Origin of the sequence: Streptomyces sp. MBT65, from assembly GCF_016612545.1 — a bacterium.
GTDB lineage: Bacteria > Actinomycetota > Actinomycetes > Streptomycetales > Streptomycetaceae > Streptomyces.
On the sequence record NZ_JAENRY010000200.1, the window covers coordinates 1 to 14,720 of the forward strand.

Below are 14,720 nucleotides of genomic sequence, written 5' to 3' on the forward strand. Positions count from 1 at the left end.
GCCTCCGCCTCCGCTTCGCCCTCGGTCACCGCGTCCCCCTCCCCCACCGCCGCGGCGCTGCCGGCCGGCTTCCGCGTGTTCAAGGCCTCGCAGGGTTTCTCCGTCGCGCTCCCCAAGGGCTGGAAGGTGGTGGAGACCCAACAGGCGTCCGACGCCTACCGGATCACGTTCGGTGCCTCGGGCGACCCGCGCACGCTGGCCGTGACGTACAGCACTCAGGCGGGCCCGGACCCGGTCGCCGTATGGCGGGACGACGTCCTTCCCGGGCTGAAGCAGACCGAGGGTTTCCAGCAGATCGGCGACATCAGGGCCACGACGTACCAGGGCGACAAGGCGGCCGACCTGGAGTGGCTCTCCGGGACCGGTGACGCCCGGGTGCGTACGCTCGGGCGCGGCTTCCTGATCGGCGGCGGGCGCAGTTTCTCGCTACGGTGGACGACGCCCGCCGACGAGTGGAACGACGCGGCCAACCGCCAGGCCCTGCAGACCTTCTTCAAGACCTTCCGGCGGTAGGCGGACCGACGGCGACGCGAGGGCCGGGCACGCAAACCAGCGGCAATGGGTGGATATAGGCTGCCTGTTCGTACCGTGCCTCATCACCAGCCCAGGAGAGTCCGCCTTGACCGTAGTGATCGACCAGGCCGAGACGTCCTTCACCGCTCTCGACGACGCCGGCCTCGTCGCCCGGGACGCGCACGAGTTCGGAGCCTACGCCCGCACCGGCGGCTGGGCGTTCGGCCTCAAGGTGGCCCGCAGCGTACGGCCCGGCGGGCAGAGCGCGGAGGAGACGCCGAAGGTGTCCGCGAAGGAGTTCGCCGAACTCGCCGACTGCTCCCCCGAGCGCGTCATGCGCTACTACAAGGCCTGGGACCGGGCCGCGGACGACGGTCTCGTCCCGCACTTCGAGGAGCTGGCCCCCGGCCAGGAGGTCGAACTCCCGGACGCCGACGTGTGGTTGAACTACTACGTCTCCCGTTCCAGCGCCACCTCCGAGCGCGGCACCGCCATCTCCGAGGCCGCCGAGGCCGAGGGCATCCGGCCCACCAAGGCGCTGGAGGTCGCGGAGAACCCGACCGCGCTGCGCGCCGCGATCCTCGCCGACCCGTCCACCGCGCGAGCGGCCCGGCAGGCACTCCTGGACCGCGTCCGCGAGGACCCGGAACTCCAGTCGGAGCTGGCCCGGGACGTCGTGCGCACCGACGACCTGAAGAAGGCGGTGGCGACGGAGAGCCGCTCGGCGGACCGCATCGGATACGTCCGCCAGATCGCCGAGTCGGGCCAGATCAAGACCCCCGCGGGCCAGACCGTCGACGCACCCGTCGACCTGCGCCAGGAGGCCGAGCGACACCTGTCGCTGCTCGACGAGCTGGAGGACGGCGAGGACACCGGCGGGTGGGCCACCGAGGCCTACGACACGATGAAGAACCTGGTCGTCGAGGCGGTGGAGGCCGACCCCGAACTGCGCGTCCAGGAGAAGCGGACGAAGTTCTACAGCAGCCTCCAGAAGGCCACGAAGGCCTTCGAGGAGCTGACCTTTGACGACGCCCAGGACTTCTACGAGGACGACATGGTCCAGCGTCTGGAGGAACTCCAGCAGGCCATCGACAGCTGCCTCACCGCCCTGCGCAGGACCACTACTCCGGCTGAGTAGCCGTACTCATGTAGCGACTTCGGCCTTCGGACACGATGGGGCTCCCCACGACAAGGGAGCCCCATCGTGTCCGTCGTTCCTTCCGCACCGCGACGCCGTCTGCCCGCCGCCATGGTCGCGCTGGTGGTCGTCGGCATGGCCCTCTCGGCCTGGCATCCGCACGACCGCACGACGTGGTTCCTGGAGACCGTCTGGGTCTTCGTCGGACTGCCGGTGATCGTCCTGACCTGGCGCCGCTTCCCCATGACCGGCCTGCTGTGCTGTCTGCTCGCCGCGCACGCGCTGGTCCTCGCCGTCGGCGGCCACTACACCTACGCACAGGTACCGGCGGGCGACTGGGTACGAGACACGTTCGGCCTCAGCCGCAATCCCTACGACCGTCTCGGCCACCTCATGCAGGGCTTCGTACCGGCGGTCCTGGTAAGGGAGTTGCTCACCCGCACCTCACCCCTGCGCGGCAGCCGCTGGCTCGCGCCGCTCACGGTGTGCGCGTGTCTCGCCTTCAGCGCGCTCTTCGAGCTGTTCGAGTGGGCGGCTGCCGTGATCGGCGGGCACGGCGCGGACGCGTTCCTGGCCACTCAGGGGGATGTGTGGGACACGCAGTGGGACATGTTCTGCGCGCTGATCGGGGCCACGGTCTCGGTGCTGGTGCTCAGCCGGGTCCACGACCGGCAGATGGCGCGGCTCGGGGTCATCGACCCGGTCGACTCGTATCGCGCTGTCGCGCCCACAGCGGCAGTACGAACCAGCACAGCAGGTACCAGGTGACCACGCCCGCGACCAGCCAGGGCACGTACGCGTCATGGGTGGCGACCCGGAGGATCAGCAGCAGCGCGGCGGTCATCGTGGCGAGCAGCAGGACGAGGCCGACGAAGGTCATCCGGGACGCCCAGCGCACCGCCTGAGGTTTCACGCTCCGGCCGGAGACCAGGCGGTGCAGGGACACCGGGCCGATCAGCGCTCCGGTGGCGGTGGCGCCGAGGACGACGGTCACGAGGTACAGGACCTGGTTCGCGTGCTCCAACTGCTCGTACTTCGGGGTGAAGACGACGGTGAGCAGGAACCCGAACAGGATCTGCACTCCGGTCTGCGCGACCCGGACCTCCTGAATGAGCTCGCCCCACATCCGGTCCGCTCGCTCCTCGTCGGACTCGTCGCGTCCCGTTCGCCGCTCTTCCTGGGTCATGCGGTCCGTGTAACCGGACCGCCGACCCTTCAAACGGAGGACGGTTCAGATCAAGCGGGGCCGGTGCCTACCAGCGGCCTTCCACCTGGTCCTTGATCCGGCGGTCGTAGAGGTCCCGGATCGCGGTGAGCGTGTCCTCGGACAATGCGGGCAGCTGCGCGGCGGCCGCGTTGGCGCGGGCCTGTTCGGGTGAGCGGGCGCCGGGGATGACCGTGGTGACACCGGGCTGGTCGATGATCCAGCGCAGGGCGAGCTGGGCCGGGGTGTATCCCTCGGGGGCGAGCGCGGAGAACTCGGCGGCGGCCTCGACGCCCGTCGCGTAGTCCACGCCGGAGAAGGTCTCGCCCTGGTCGAAGGACTCGCCGTGCCGGTTGTACGTGCGGTGGTCGTTCTCCGGGAAGACCGTGTCCTTGGTGTACTTGCCCGAGAGCAGGCCGGAGGCGAGGGGCACGCGCGCGATGATGCCGACGCCCGCCGCCTGGGCGGCCGGCAGCACCTGGAGCAGGGGCTTCATGCGGAAGGCGTTCAGGATGATCTGCACGCTGGTCACGTTCGGCCGGGCGATCGCGGTGAGGGCTTCCTCGCAGGTCTCGACGCTGACGCCGTACCGGGCGATGCGCTCCTCGGCGACCAGGGTGTCGAGGGCGTCGAACACCTCGTCCGAGGAGTAGACCGCCGTCGGCGGGCAGTGCAACTGCACGAGGTCGATGCGGTCGACGCCGAGGTTTCGGCGCGAACGGTCGTTCCACGCGCGGAAGTTGTCGAGGACGTAGTTCTCCGGGATCTGGTCGACGCGGCGGCCCATCTTCGTCGCGACCAGGACATGCAGATCGGGCCGGCCGCTCAGGAAGGCGGCGATGGTCTGCTCGCTGCGCCCGTCGCCGTACACGTCGGCCGTGTCGAAGAAGGTCACCCCCGACTCCGCCGCCGCCTCCAGCACGGCGAGGGCTTCCTTGTCGTCGACGTCTCCCCAGTCGGCGCCGAGCTGCCAGGTGCCGAGACCGACGACGGATGCCTGCTGCCGAGACCTGCCGATTACACGTTCGTCCATGCCGTCAGTCTGTCATCCGCCACTGACATGCGCGGAACGGGCTCCACGCTGCGCGGATCGGACTCCGCCGGGCCGCGACCTGTGAATCCTTCACTCACACGAGTGAAGCCATTCGACAGGAAGCCTACTCGTGTCAACAGGCCCCTAGCGTGTGCGCGTGACCGATCATGTGGCGAACAACCTCCAGCCGGGGAACGGCAGTTCCGCTCCCTGGACCCGTCGGGGCTTCCTTCTCTCCGCGGCCGCCCTGGCCGCCGTACCCGTACTCCTGACGGCCGATCCGGCCGTCGCCGCGGCCGAGCTGCCCGACTTCCCGGCCGAGGTCGACCTGTACCGCTCGGCGTACCGGAACTGGGTCGGCGAGATCACCGCCGACGGGCTGTGGGCCTGCGCGCCGACCGACGCCGACCATGTGCTGTCCGTCGTCAACTGGGCGTGGCAGCAGGGCTGGAGGGTCCGCGCCCGTGGCTCCTCGCACGGCTGGTCGCCGCTGACGATCGAGCCGGGTACGGAGTCCGACGCACCGGTCCTGCTGGTCGACACCGGCCCGCACCTCACCGGCCTGGCCCTGGACTCGGCCTCGACCGTACGGGCCGGCACCGGTGTCACCCTGGAGGCGCTGCTCACCTTCCTGGAGGACCACGGTCTCGGTCTCACCGCCTCGCCCGCGCCCGGCGATCTGACGCTCGGCGGCGCCCTGGCCATCGACGCGCACGGCACGGCCGTACCCGCGAAGGGGGAGGCACGGACGGCCGGGCACACGTTCGGGTCGCTCAGCAATCTGGTGCTGTCGCTGACGGCGGTGGTGTGGGACGCGGACACCGGCGCGTACGTGCTGCGGACCTACACCCGCGACGAGGCGGACTGCGCGGCGCTGCTCACCCATCTGGGGCGTGCGCTGGTCACCGAGGTCGTGCTGCGGGTCGGCGCCAACGCGAATCTTCGCTGCGTCAGCCGTACGGACATCCCGGCCGGCGAGTTGTTCGCGGCGCCCGGGTCCGGCGGGCGGACCTTCGCGAGTTTCCTGGACGCGTCAGGACGGGCCGAGGCGATCTGGTTCGCGTTCACCGAGTTCCCCTGGCTGAAGGTGTGGAGTGTCGCCCCGACAAAGCCGTTGACCTCGCGGCGCGTCTCGTCGCCGTACAACTATCCGTTCTCCGACAACGTGCCGGCCCTGGTGGCGGATCTGGTCGGGCGGATCCTGTCCGACGCCGCGTGGTATCTGGCGCCGGTGCTCGGGAACGCCCAACTCGACGTCGCCGCGCTGGGGTTGACGACGACGCTGTCGGCGGACATCTGGGGGCCGTCGAAGAACACGCTGCTCTACATCAGGCCGACGACACTGCGGGAGACCGCGAACGGCTACGCCGTGCTCACCTCACGGGCCCAAGTGCAGCGCGTGGTGCACGAGTTCACCGAGTTCTACCGGGAGCGGCTCGCCGCGTACGCCGCGCTCGGCCGGTTCCCCGTCAACGGCACCGTCGAGATCCGGGTGACCGGCCTCGACCACCCCGCCGACACCGAACTCACCGGCGCCCGCGCCCCGTTGCTGTCCGCGCTACGACCCAGCAACGAACACCCCGAGTGGGACACGGCGGTCTGGCTGGACGTCCTGACGCTGCCCGGCACGCCGTACGCGGAGGAGTTCCTGCGGGAGTTGGAGCAGTTCCTGTACCGCTCCCACGACGGCACGGACGCGCTGACCCGGGTCGAGTGGTCGAAGGGCTGGGCCTACACCGAGGAGGCCGCGTGGAGCGACGAGGAGGTGCTCGGCACGGCGATCCCGGGTTCGTTCGGGGAGTCGGTGTGGGGGCAGGCGGCGGGGACCTTCGACCGGCTGGATCCGCACGGGGTGTTCGGGAACGCCTTCCTGGACCGGTTGTTCGGCTAGTGGCGACCGGCGCCCGAACCCGTGGACCCCGAGCGGTCACTCCGGTGTGCCCGCCCACTCCACCGCCCTGCGGCGCAGGGAGAGACCGGCCGGAATGACCGCCGAGACAACCGCGAGCACCGCGCAGGCGCCCACCGCCGCCGCGAGGGTCGCCCACGGGATCTCGATGGACGTCCACACCGAGAGCAGGCCCAACGCGCACCACATACCGACCAGGTTGAGCCCGGCGACCAGCGCTCCCAGCAGCCCGCCGACCATGACCACCATCAGCGCCTCGGCGCCCACCAGCCGCAGCACCTGCCGGCCGGTGGCGCCGGCCAGCCGCAGCACAGCCAGCTCGCGGGCCCGGTCGGAGGTCGCCATGACCATCGTGTTGGCCAGGGAGATGCCGGTGTAGAGGAGGGCGATCCCGAGGACCAGGAGGAAGCCCGCCCTGGTCGTCCGGTTCGTCTCGGGGCGCATCGCACGCAACCAGGCGTCCCTGGTGAGGACGTTGCCGCCCGATGCCCGCACCGCCCGGCGCAGAGCGGCGGCCACGGTGTCCGCGTCGGCTCCGTTCGCGAGGCGTACGTCGACCCGGTCGACGGGGGCGGAGGGGGCGTTGCGCGGGGTGACGTAGACGCCGTTGTCGCCGGTGCCGACCGTCATGACGGCGGCGATCTTCAGGGACTTCCTGGTGCCGTCGCCGAGCCAGACGTCGACCCGCTCGCCCACGGTGTGCCGCCGCCACTCCTTGTTGACGATGATCGAGTCGTCGTCGAGATCGCCCAACTTCCCTGCGGCGAGCGGGAGTCGGGCCGTGGCCGCGAGCGGTTCCGGCTCGGCGGCCCTGGCCTCGGACCTGATGAGCGCCACGCCGTCCTCGAGGACGTACACGGCGCTCGACGAACTCGCCGAGACCTCGACGCCGGACACGGCCCGAAGGCGCTTCAGCGTCGGCCCGTCGAAGCCGGCGTCGCCCGCCGGAGTGACCACGAAGTCGGCCACGGTCCGCTCACGCGCCTCGGCGGCCTTCGCCTGGTCGAGGGTCGCGGTGGCGCCCAGCAGCGAGCCGGCCAGCGCGACCGTGACCAGCACGGGCGCCGCGACGGCGGCGGTACGGCGCACCCCGGCGGCTGCGTTCTCCCGTACCAACATCCCACCGGCGCCCGGCAGTTGAGCGGGCAGCCAGGCGATCAGCCGAACCAGCGGCCGCACCAGCACCGGCGCGAGCAGCGCGACCGAGGTGATCAGGAGCATGGGCCGACTCACATAGGTCTTGCGCTGGAGCAGCTCACCCGGGTTCGTCACCAGGGCCAGAGCGAGCGTCACCGCGGCGGTGATCAGCAGGGCCGCGCCGAACAGCCAACGACCCCGTGTCATCGGCCGGTTGTCCACGGACGCCTCGCGCAGCGCCTCGGTGGGACCGGTGCGCCCCGCCCGCCAGGACGCGGCCAGCACACCGCACAGTGCCACGAACAGTCCTGTCCAGAAAGCGAGTTGATAGGGCCAGGTGTAATCGCCGATGGTGAACCAGCGAGGCGCCAGGCCCTCGTCGACCGCCCACTCCGCGAGCTTCGGAGCGCCGTAGGAACCGAGCGCACAGCCGGTGGCCGAGGCGAGCACGCCGACCGCGAGCGCCTCACCGACGACCATGCGGCGGATCTGCCCCGGGGTCGCCCCGGCGGTGCGCAGCAACCCGAACTCACGGCGCCGCTGCGCCACCGCGAACGCGAAGGTCGAGACCACCACGAACACCGACACGAAGCCGGTGACGCCACCGGCCGTGCCGAACATGGCGTTCATCGCGGTGAGGGCCTCGCTGTCCCGGTCGGGGTCGGCGTCGGCGTACCGGCGCGCGTTCCCCGTGAGGACCTGTACGCCCGCGCTGTCGCGCACCGCCTCCCGTACGGCCGCCGCATCGGCGTCGACCACCAACTGGAGGCTGCGCGGCGCCAGTTGGGCGGCGCGGGCGTCGGTGTAGAACACGGCGTCCTCGAAGCCCGACCCGGGCACGGTTCCGACGACGCGCACCGTGCCGGTGTCGGTCCGCACCCGGATGCCCGGACGGGCCCAGTCACCGCTCACGACGACCTCGTCCGCGGCCTCGGGCGCGCGTCCCGCGGCGAGTTCGTACGGCGCGAAGGCGGCGGTGGACCAGGGGTGGCCCACGAGTTCGGCGGGCCCGCTCTCGTCCCGCACGGCGAACGAGCGGTCCTCGACGACGGTCCCGAGGTCCCGCAGCTTCGCGACCACCTCGTCGGGCACGGCGCGCGGCTGCGCGAGTTTCTGGGTGCGGTCGCCGTTCGAGGTGGGTACCTCAAGGGTGTCCTGGCCCTTGACGACGACCGGCGCGGCGGCGAACCGCTCCGGCCGGCGGTCGGGCGCGTCCAGCGAGGACGCCAGGGCCAGCCCCATCACGGCGATCAGTGCCACGCCCAGGGAGAGCGCGACGAAGCTGCCGACGAAGGTGACCCAGCGGGTGCGCAGGGTGTGCAGCGTGGTGGTCAGCACGGCGCCTCCTCCAGCTTGGTCATGCGCGCCGCGATGTCCTCGGCGCGGGCGCCGAGCAGTTCACCGTCGAGACGGCCGTCGACGAGGAGGACGACGCGGTCGGCGTATGAGGCGGCGACCGGGTCGTGGGTGACCATGACGATCGTCCGGCCGTCCCGGTCGACCATGGCGCGCAGCAGGGTCAGTACCTCGCGGCCGGTCTTCGAGTCGAGGGCGCCGGTCGGTTCGTCGCCGAACAGCACGTCGGGGCGGGTGATCAGGGCGCGGGCGAGGGCGACCCGCTGCTGCTGGCCGCCGGACAGCTCCGACGGGCGGTGCCTCGCGCGGTCGCCGAGTCCGACCTGTTCGAGCACCTCGCGCACCTGGGCCTTCTTCGGGCGGCGGCCGGCCAGCCGTAGCGGCAGGGCGACGTTCTGCTCGGCGGTCAGCGAGGGCAGCAGGTTGAACGCCTGGAACACGAAGCCGATGCGCTCGCGGCGCAGCAGGGTCAGCCCGGTCTCGCTCAGCGTGGTCAGCTCCGTGTCGCCCACGGTGACCGAGCCCGACGTGGGCCGGTCCAGGCCCGCGGCGCACTGCAACAGGGTCGACTTGCCGGACCCGGAGGGTCCCATCACGGCGGTGAACGTCCCCCTGGGGAAGGCGAGCGACACCCCGTCGAGGGCGGTGACGGACGTGCCGCCCGAGCCGTGGCGCCGGGTCACCGCACGCAATCGAATCGCGTCGTTGTTCATGTGTTCCCCCACCAGTACCTGCTCCTCGGCTCGTCGGTGCCTCCACGAAACCGCGGAAGACCCTCGCGACGCAGTGGGCCCCGGCCGACACTTGGGGTAGGGCCAGGCATACCCCCGATACGCACACTGGGCCGATGGCACCGGACCGGTGGGCCACCTACGGTCATGCACATGCACCCTCGGAATGTGTGGCAGGCCATGTCCCGGCCGGGCTTCCTGCTGTCGGCCTGGCCCTGGCGCTCGGCCGCGTATCTGCTCACCGGCGCGGTGACCGGCGTCGCCGCCCTGGTGGGGATCGCGACGGTGGCGGCGGTCTGCGGTGCGCTCGCCCTCGTCCTGGTGGGGCTGCCCCTGCTCGTCCTGGTCGTCCTCAGCGGGATCCCGGTGGCCCGGGTGGAGCGGCACAGGGTGCGCCTGGTCGACCGCGACCCGGTGTCCGGCCGGCACCAGGTGCCGACCGCGCCGGGAGTGTGGGCCTGGCTGACCACCCGGCTGCGCGAGCAGACGACCTGGCGGGAGCTCGGGTACGCGCTGCTGTTCGCCGGGCTCCTGTGGCCGGTCGACGCCCTTGCCGTCACGGTCGCCCTGTTCGTCCCGCTGTCCATGGTCGCCACCCCGCTGCTGATGGCCACGGTCGGCGACGGCCACGAGGCGAAGGTCCTCAAGCAGTGGACGGTCACCACCTGGCCGACCGCCTTCGGCGTCGCCGTACTGGGCCTGCTCCTGTTGTTCCTGTGCGCCTACGTGCTCGGCGTCACGGCGGGCGCGCGCGCCGCGCTGACCCGGCTGCTTATCGCTTCCCGCGAGGGCGAGTTGGGCGCCGAGGTGGTCGAACTGGCCCGCTCCCGCGTCCGGTTGGTCGACGCCTTCGAGGCCGAGCGGCGGCGGATCGAACGCGATCTGCACGACGGCGCCCAACAGCGCCTGGTGGCGCTGACGTTGACCCTCGGGCTGGCCCGCCTCGACGCCCCGCCCGGCCCGCTCGCCGACCAGCTCGCCAAGGCCCACGAGGAGGCGGGCCGGGCACTCGCGGAACTGCGCGAGCTCATCCACGGCATCCACCCCAAAGTCCTCACCGACTACGGCCTGCACGCCGCGGTCAGCGACGCCGCCGACCGCTGTGTGGTCCCCGTCGACGTCGACCTCGAACTGCCGGGCCGGCCGACCCGGGCCGTCGAGTCCGCGGCGTACTTCGTGGTCTGCGAGGCGCTGGCCAACGTCGCCCGGCACAGCGGGGCCGACAGCGCGCGGGTGAGCGGCGGTCATCGCGACGGACGTCTGTTCCTGGAGGTGCGCGACGACGGCCGGGGCGGCGCGGATCCCTCGGTGGGCAGCGGCCTCACCGGTCTCGCGGACCGGGTGTCGGTGCTGGATGGCAGACTTGCCCTGACCAGTCCGCCGGGTGGACCGACTCTGTTGCGTGTGGAGTTTCCTTGCCAGTTGACCGAGGCGGCCGATCGCTCCGCATAGTGCTGGCCGAAGACAGCGTGCTGCTGCGGGAGGGGCTCATCGGCCTGCTCACCCGCTGCGGGCACGAGGTGGTGGCGGCCGTCGGCGACGCGCGGACACTGGTCGCCGCGGTCGAGGAGCACGCCCCCGACATCGTGGTGACGGACGTGCGCATGCCGCCCGGTTTCCAGGACGAGGGCCTGCACGCGGCGGTGCGTCTGCGCGAGAAGCGCCCCGCACTGCCGGTCCTGGTCCTCAGCCAGTACGTGCAGCGGACGTACGCCGCCGAACTCCTGGACTCCGGCGACGGATCGGGCGTCGGCTATCTGCTCAAGGACCGGGTCGGCCAGGTCGAGGAGTTCATGGAGGCGCTGCACAAGGTGGCGGACGGCGGGACGGTGGTCGACCCCGAGGTGGTACGGCAGTTGCTGCGGCGCCGCCGTGATCCGCTGGAGCGGCTGACCCCGCGCGAGCGCGAGGTGCTGGCGCTGATCGCCGAGGGCAGGTCCAACGGCGCGATCGCCCGGGAGCTGGTGGTGTCCGAGGCGGCGATCGGCAAGCACGTCGGCAACATCCTCACCAAGCTGGACCTGCCTCCGACGGACCGGACCCACCGCAGGGTCCTGGCCGTGCTCGCCTATCTGCGGGCCTGAGGCACGCCCGTACGCCTAGGGTGTCAAGTGGGCCTGCACCGTGGGTCCGTAGCGGTCCACGACGGTGTCGATGGCGGTCGCGCGGAGGCTGGTGCTGCGGGCGATGCCGTACATCACGCCGAGGCCGAGGACGGTCGCCACGACGAGTTCGGCACGCAGTGCGGCCTCGGGGCCGGGGAGGCGACCGGCGAGGCGATCGACCACGTGGGCGCGGAAGTTGACGCGCAGGATGTCGCCCTGGTCGCCCTGGAGGGGCGCGAACACGATCCGCAGCAGCGGGTCGGCGCCCCGCTCGCGCTGGCTGACCAGAACGTGCCGGACCATGTGGCGGCCGAGTCCGTCGAGCGGGGCGTCCAGCAGGTCCTCCGCGTCGGCCTCGAAGGACATGACGCGCGCGAAGAGGGCGTCCTTGTTGCCGAAGTACTTGAGGATCAACGGCGCGCTGACACCGGCGCGTTCGGCGACGGCCTTGAGGGTGATGTCGGCGTGCGCGTTGCGCGCGAGGAGGTAGCGGGCGGCCTTCAGGATGGCCGCCTTGGTCGCCTCGGCGTCCCGGCGTGCGGGCGGGGACGCGGTGGGGGGTCTGGTGCTCACGGCACTCATGCTCCCTCCAACGCCTCGTCCCGCGCGCCCTCGGCACGGTCCCGGGCACGTGGTGTCTCGTCGGGGGCGGGGTCGCCCGGGATGGTCAGTGCCGCCGCGCTCGCGACCAGGGCGATCACGCCCGCGATGCCGAACGCCATCAGGTATCCGTGCAGCGTGGGCAGCGGAAGCCCGCCGACGAGGCTGGTGTGGTGCACCAGCACGGCGGCGACCACGGCGCTGGAGACGGCCTGCCCGATGGTGCGCATCAGGACGTTGACGCCGTTCGCGGACGCGGTCTGGCCGGCCGGGACGGCGCGCAGGATGAGCGTGGGCAGCGCCGAGTAGGCGAAGGTGGTGCCCGTGGCCACGACCGTCGCACCGAGGATGATCGTCCACAGGTCACGGCTGTCGGCGATGCGCACCACATAGCCGAGCGCGATGATCGCGGCCCCGATGGCGAGCGTGACGCGCGGGCCGCGGGCCGCCGAGATCCGGGCCGAGGTGGACGACAGGAGAAGCATGATGACGCCGCCGGGCAGCAGGCACAGGCCGGTCTGGACGATGGACAGTCCGAGCCCGTAGCCGGTGGCCTTGGGCGCCTGCACCAGTTGGGCGGTGGACAGGGAGTTGGCGTAGAACGCGAAGCCGGTCAGCAGAGCGGCCACGTGCGACAGGCCGACCCGGGGCCGGGACACCAACCGCAGGTCCACCAGCGGCTGTTCGACGCGCAGTTGCTGCCACCACCACAGGCCGAACACGACGACCGTGGCGAGGAACAGCGACAGGATGCGCGGACTCCCCCACCCCCACTGACCGCCCTGGGACACCCCGAGGAGAAGACACACCAGTCCTACGGCCAGTCCCAGCGCGCCGAGCACGTCGAAGCGGCCGGGCTCCCGGACCGGCGACTCGCGCACCGCCCACCAGATTCCCCACACGCCGATCGCGCCGAGCGCGCTGGTCGCCCAGAACATGACGTGCCAGTTGGCGTACTGCACGATCAGTGCCGCGAGCGGCAGTCCGAGCGCGGCGCCGATACCGACCGTGGAGCTCATCAGCGCGACCGCGCCGCCCCGGCGCTCCGGCGGCAGTTCGTCGCGCAGGATGCTGATCGACAGGGGGACGACGGCTGCGGCTGCGCCTTGCAGGGCACGGGCGGTGATCAGGACCCGGATGTCGGAGGACAGCGCGCACATCACCGACCCGAAGGTCATCAGGCTGAGGGCGCCGATCAGGACCCGCCGCTTGCCGTACATGTCGCCGGCCCGGCCGAGTACGGGGGTGAGGACGGCGCCGGAGAGCAGGGTCGCGGTGACCATCCAGGAGACGGCGCCGGCGGAGGAGTGGGTCAGCCGGGGCAGGGACGGCAGCAGCGGGACGACCACGGTCTGCATGACCGCCATCAGGATCCCGCCGAACGCCAGCACCGGAACGGTGAGCCGGTCCCGCAAGGGGGTCCGCCCGGTGGTGCCGGGCGGGTCGGGTATCGGGACGGGCTGGCCCATGGGCACTCCAGCGGACACGTAAAAAAGGGTGAATGGCTATTCACCCTATCCGGTGAATAGCCATTCACCCAATGTGCCGGGGAGACCGGGCTCCCTACTTGCGGGCGGCGAGCGCCCGCGCGTGCACGGTCCGCGCGAGCCTCGGCCCGAGCCAGCGCTTGAACCGGCGCAGCGCCTCCAGCCGTCCCGCCGCCTTGTCGAGACCGTAGTAGACCTGCGGCGGGACGTACGGCAGCAGCGGCGAGTGGCGCTGGCCGAGCAGGGCGAACATGCGGTGCGGGGGCAGATGGATGTAGCGCTGGAGGTTCTCGTACCACTGGGCGCTGTAGCGGGCCGCGCTCTGGATGGACAACAGGGCGGTTCTACGGCGCTGTTCGTAGGCGGCGAGGGCCTGCGGCAGTTCGCCGTGCTCGCGCAGGGCGTCGGCGAGCGCGATGGCGTCCTCCAGGGCGAGGGTGGTGCCGGCGCCGATGGAGTAGTGGGTGGTGTGGGCGGCGTCGCCGAGCAGGACGAGGTTGCCGCGGTGCCAGGTGCGGTTGGTGAGGGTGCGGAAGGTGAGCCATTGGGCGCTGCCGTCGGACGAGGCGCGGCCGATCAGGGAGTGGCCGTCGAGGAGGTCGGCGAAGAGCTTCTCCAGGAGGGCGAGTCCGTCGGCCTCGGCCGCGGTGTCGAGGCCGAGGCCGGTCCAGGTCTCGGGGGCGCACTCGATGACGCAGGTGCTGCCCTCGGGGCCGAACGCGTAGCCGTAGCACCAGATCCAGCCGTGGTCGGTCTCCACGAAGGCGAAGGTGAAGGAGTCGAAGACCTTGCTGGTGCCGAGCCAGATGTACTGGTTGCGGCCGGGCCTGAGTTCGGCGCCGAAGTGGTCGGCGTGGCGGGTGCGCAGCGCACTGTTGACGCCGTCGGCGGCCACGATCAGATCCGCGTCGGGGAGGTCGTCCGCCGTGACGTCGCGCTCGAACTCCAGCCGTACACCGAGGGATCGGGCCCGTTCGGCGAGGATCTTGAGGAGCCGGTGGCGGCCGATGCCGTGGCCCTCGTCCCCGGGTTGACTGGTCGTCAGATCCCGGATGCGGGCGACGCCGTCGCTCCAGCGCACCGAGTGTTCGTCCACGGCCTGCGCCGACTCGGGGTCGTACTCCCGGAGTTGGTCGAGCAGTCCACGCCAGTACGTCACGCCCCAGCCGTAGGTCGAACCCTCGGCGTTGCGCTCGTAGACGGTGATGTCGTGGGACGGGTCCTGACGCTTCAGCAGGATCGAGAGATACAGACCGGCGGGCCCGCCTCCGACACAGGCGACCTTCACGCGCACACCCCTGGAGATTACTCAAAGTGGTCAAGTGGAACCGCAGAGTAGCAGGCCGGCGACATGAAGAAGCCCCATCGGCCTCGGGCCGACGGGGCGCGTCAAAGGAGTCGGGGGCTCAGGCCTCGGCCGTGGCGCACTCCGGGTGGCCCCAGCCCTTGGGGTTCTTGCTGATGGGCTCACCGGCCGCGTAGGCACGGCCGCACAGACAGCGGCCGG

Annotated in this window: 12 protein-coding genes and 2 pseudogenes; 6 read left to right on the forward strand and 8 right to left on the reverse strand. The window is 71.5% G+C overall.

The annotated features are described in order from the left end of the window. From JHN63_RS34845 to JHN63_RS34855, 3 genes and pseudogenes are all read left to right on the forward strand, one after another. Window positions 1-513: pseudogene (locus JHN63_RS34845) on the forward strand (serine/threonine protein kinase); the annotation flags it as partial. A 115-nt stretch (window positions 514-628) separates the two neighbouring features. Then, window positions 629-1,651, forward strand: coding sequence for a hypothetical protein (locus JHN63_RS34850; protein WP_200688401.1), 1,023 nt, complete (start codon window positions 629-631; stop codon window positions 1,649-1,651). A 111-nt stretch (window positions 1,652-1,762) separates the two neighbouring features. After that, window positions 1,763-2,419 carry a DUF2238 domain-containing protein gene (locus JHN63_RS34855; protein ID WP_234478165.1) on the forward strand — a complete coding sequence of 219 codons (657 nt, stop codon included), beginning with the start codon at window positions 1,763-1,765 and terminating at the stop codon, window positions 2,417-2,419. On the opposite strand, the gene JHN63_RS34860 is transcribed toward JHN63_RS34855, so the two are convergent. Then, window positions 2,343-2,837: a DUF6328 family protein gene (locus tag JHN63_RS34860; RefSeq protein WP_200688386.1), complete on the reverse strand. Its 495-nt coding sequence runs from the start codon at window positions 2,835-2,837 to the stop codon at window positions 2,343-2,345. The two genes, JHN63_RS34855 and JHN63_RS34860, sit on opposite strands and share 77 nt — an antisense overlap. A 67-nt stretch (window positions 2,838-2,904) precedes the next feature. Beyond that, on the reverse strand, window positions 2,905-3,888 hold the full coding sequence (locus tag JHN63_RS34865; RefSeq protein WP_200688388.1) for an aldo/keto reductase: 984 nt from the start codon (window positions 3,886-3,888) through the stop codon (window positions 2,905-2,907). 157 nt (window positions 3,889-4,045) lie between these two features. On the opposite strand from JHN63_RS34865, the gene JHN63_RS34870 reads away from it, so the two are divergent. Next, a complete protein-coding gene (locus tag JHN63_RS34870; RefSeq protein ID WP_374222973.1) occupies window positions 4,046-5,779 on the forward strand; it encodes a cholesterol oxidase substrate-binding domain-containing protein in 1,734 nt (577 codons plus the stop codon). A gap of 36 nt (window positions 5,780-5,815) precedes the next feature. Here the strand turns inward: JHN63_RS34870 and JHN63_RS34875 are convergent, their stop codons facing one another. Then, complete coding sequence (locus JHN63_RS34875) at window positions 5,816-8,272, reverse strand: ABC transporter permease (RefSeq protein WP_200688390.1); 2,457 nt, start codon at window positions 8,270-8,272, stop codon at window positions 5,816-5,818. Next, window positions 8,266-9,003: an ABC transporter ATP-binding protein gene (locus JHN63_RS34880; protein ID WP_200688405.1), complete on the reverse strand. Its 738-nt coding sequence runs from the start codon at window positions 9,001-9,003 to the stop codon at window positions 8,266-8,268. Before JHN63_RS34880 ends, JHN63_RS34875 begins: the two co-directional genes overlap by 7 nt. A 198-nt stretch (window positions 9,004-9,201) precedes the next feature. On the opposite strand from JHN63_RS34880, the gene JHN63_RS34885 reads away from it, so the two are divergent. Further along, the gene (locus tag JHN63_RS34885; protein ID WP_200688406.1) at window positions 9,202-10,473 is read left to right on the forward strand and encodes a sensor histidine kinase; all 1,272 of its coding nucleotides are present in this window, start codon (window positions 9,202-9,204) and stop codon (window positions 10,471-10,473) included. Then, window positions 10,473-11,105 (forward strand): response regulator transcription factor, encoded by a 633-nt coding sequence (locus tag JHN63_RS34890; protein WP_200688392.1) that lies wholly within the window; start codon window positions 10,473-10,475, stop codon window positions 11,103-11,105. Before JHN63_RS34885 ends, JHN63_RS34890 begins: the two co-directional genes overlap by 1 nt. Window positions 11,106-11,120: 15 nt before the next feature. Here the strand turns inward: JHN63_RS34890 and JHN63_RS34895 are convergent, their stop codons facing one another. From JHN63_RS34895 to JHN63_RS34910, 4 genes and pseudogenes are all read right to left on the reverse strand, one after another. Beyond that, window positions 11,121-11,708, reverse strand: coding sequence for a TetR family transcriptional regulator (locus JHN63_RS34895; protein ID WP_200688395.1), 588 nt, complete (start codon window positions 11,706-11,708; stop codon window positions 11,121-11,123). Then, a complete protein-coding gene (locus JHN63_RS34900; protein WP_200688397.1) occupies window positions 11,705-13,195 on the reverse strand; it encodes an MFS transporter in 1,491 nt (496 codons plus the stop codon). The genes JHN63_RS34895 and JHN63_RS34900 overlap by 4 nt, the downstream gene beginning before the upstream one ends. 94 nt (window positions 13,196-13,289) lie before the next feature. Beyond that, on the reverse strand, window positions 13,290-14,501 hold the full coding sequence (locus tag JHN63_RS34905; protein ID WP_200688399.1) for an FAD-dependent monooxygenase: 1,212 nt from the start codon (window positions 14,499-14,501) through the stop codon (window positions 13,290-13,292). Between the two features lie 118 nt (window positions 14,502-14,619). Continuing rightward, window positions 14,620-14,720: pseudogene (locus tag JHN63_RS34910) on the reverse strand (ribonuclease HI); the annotation flags it as partial.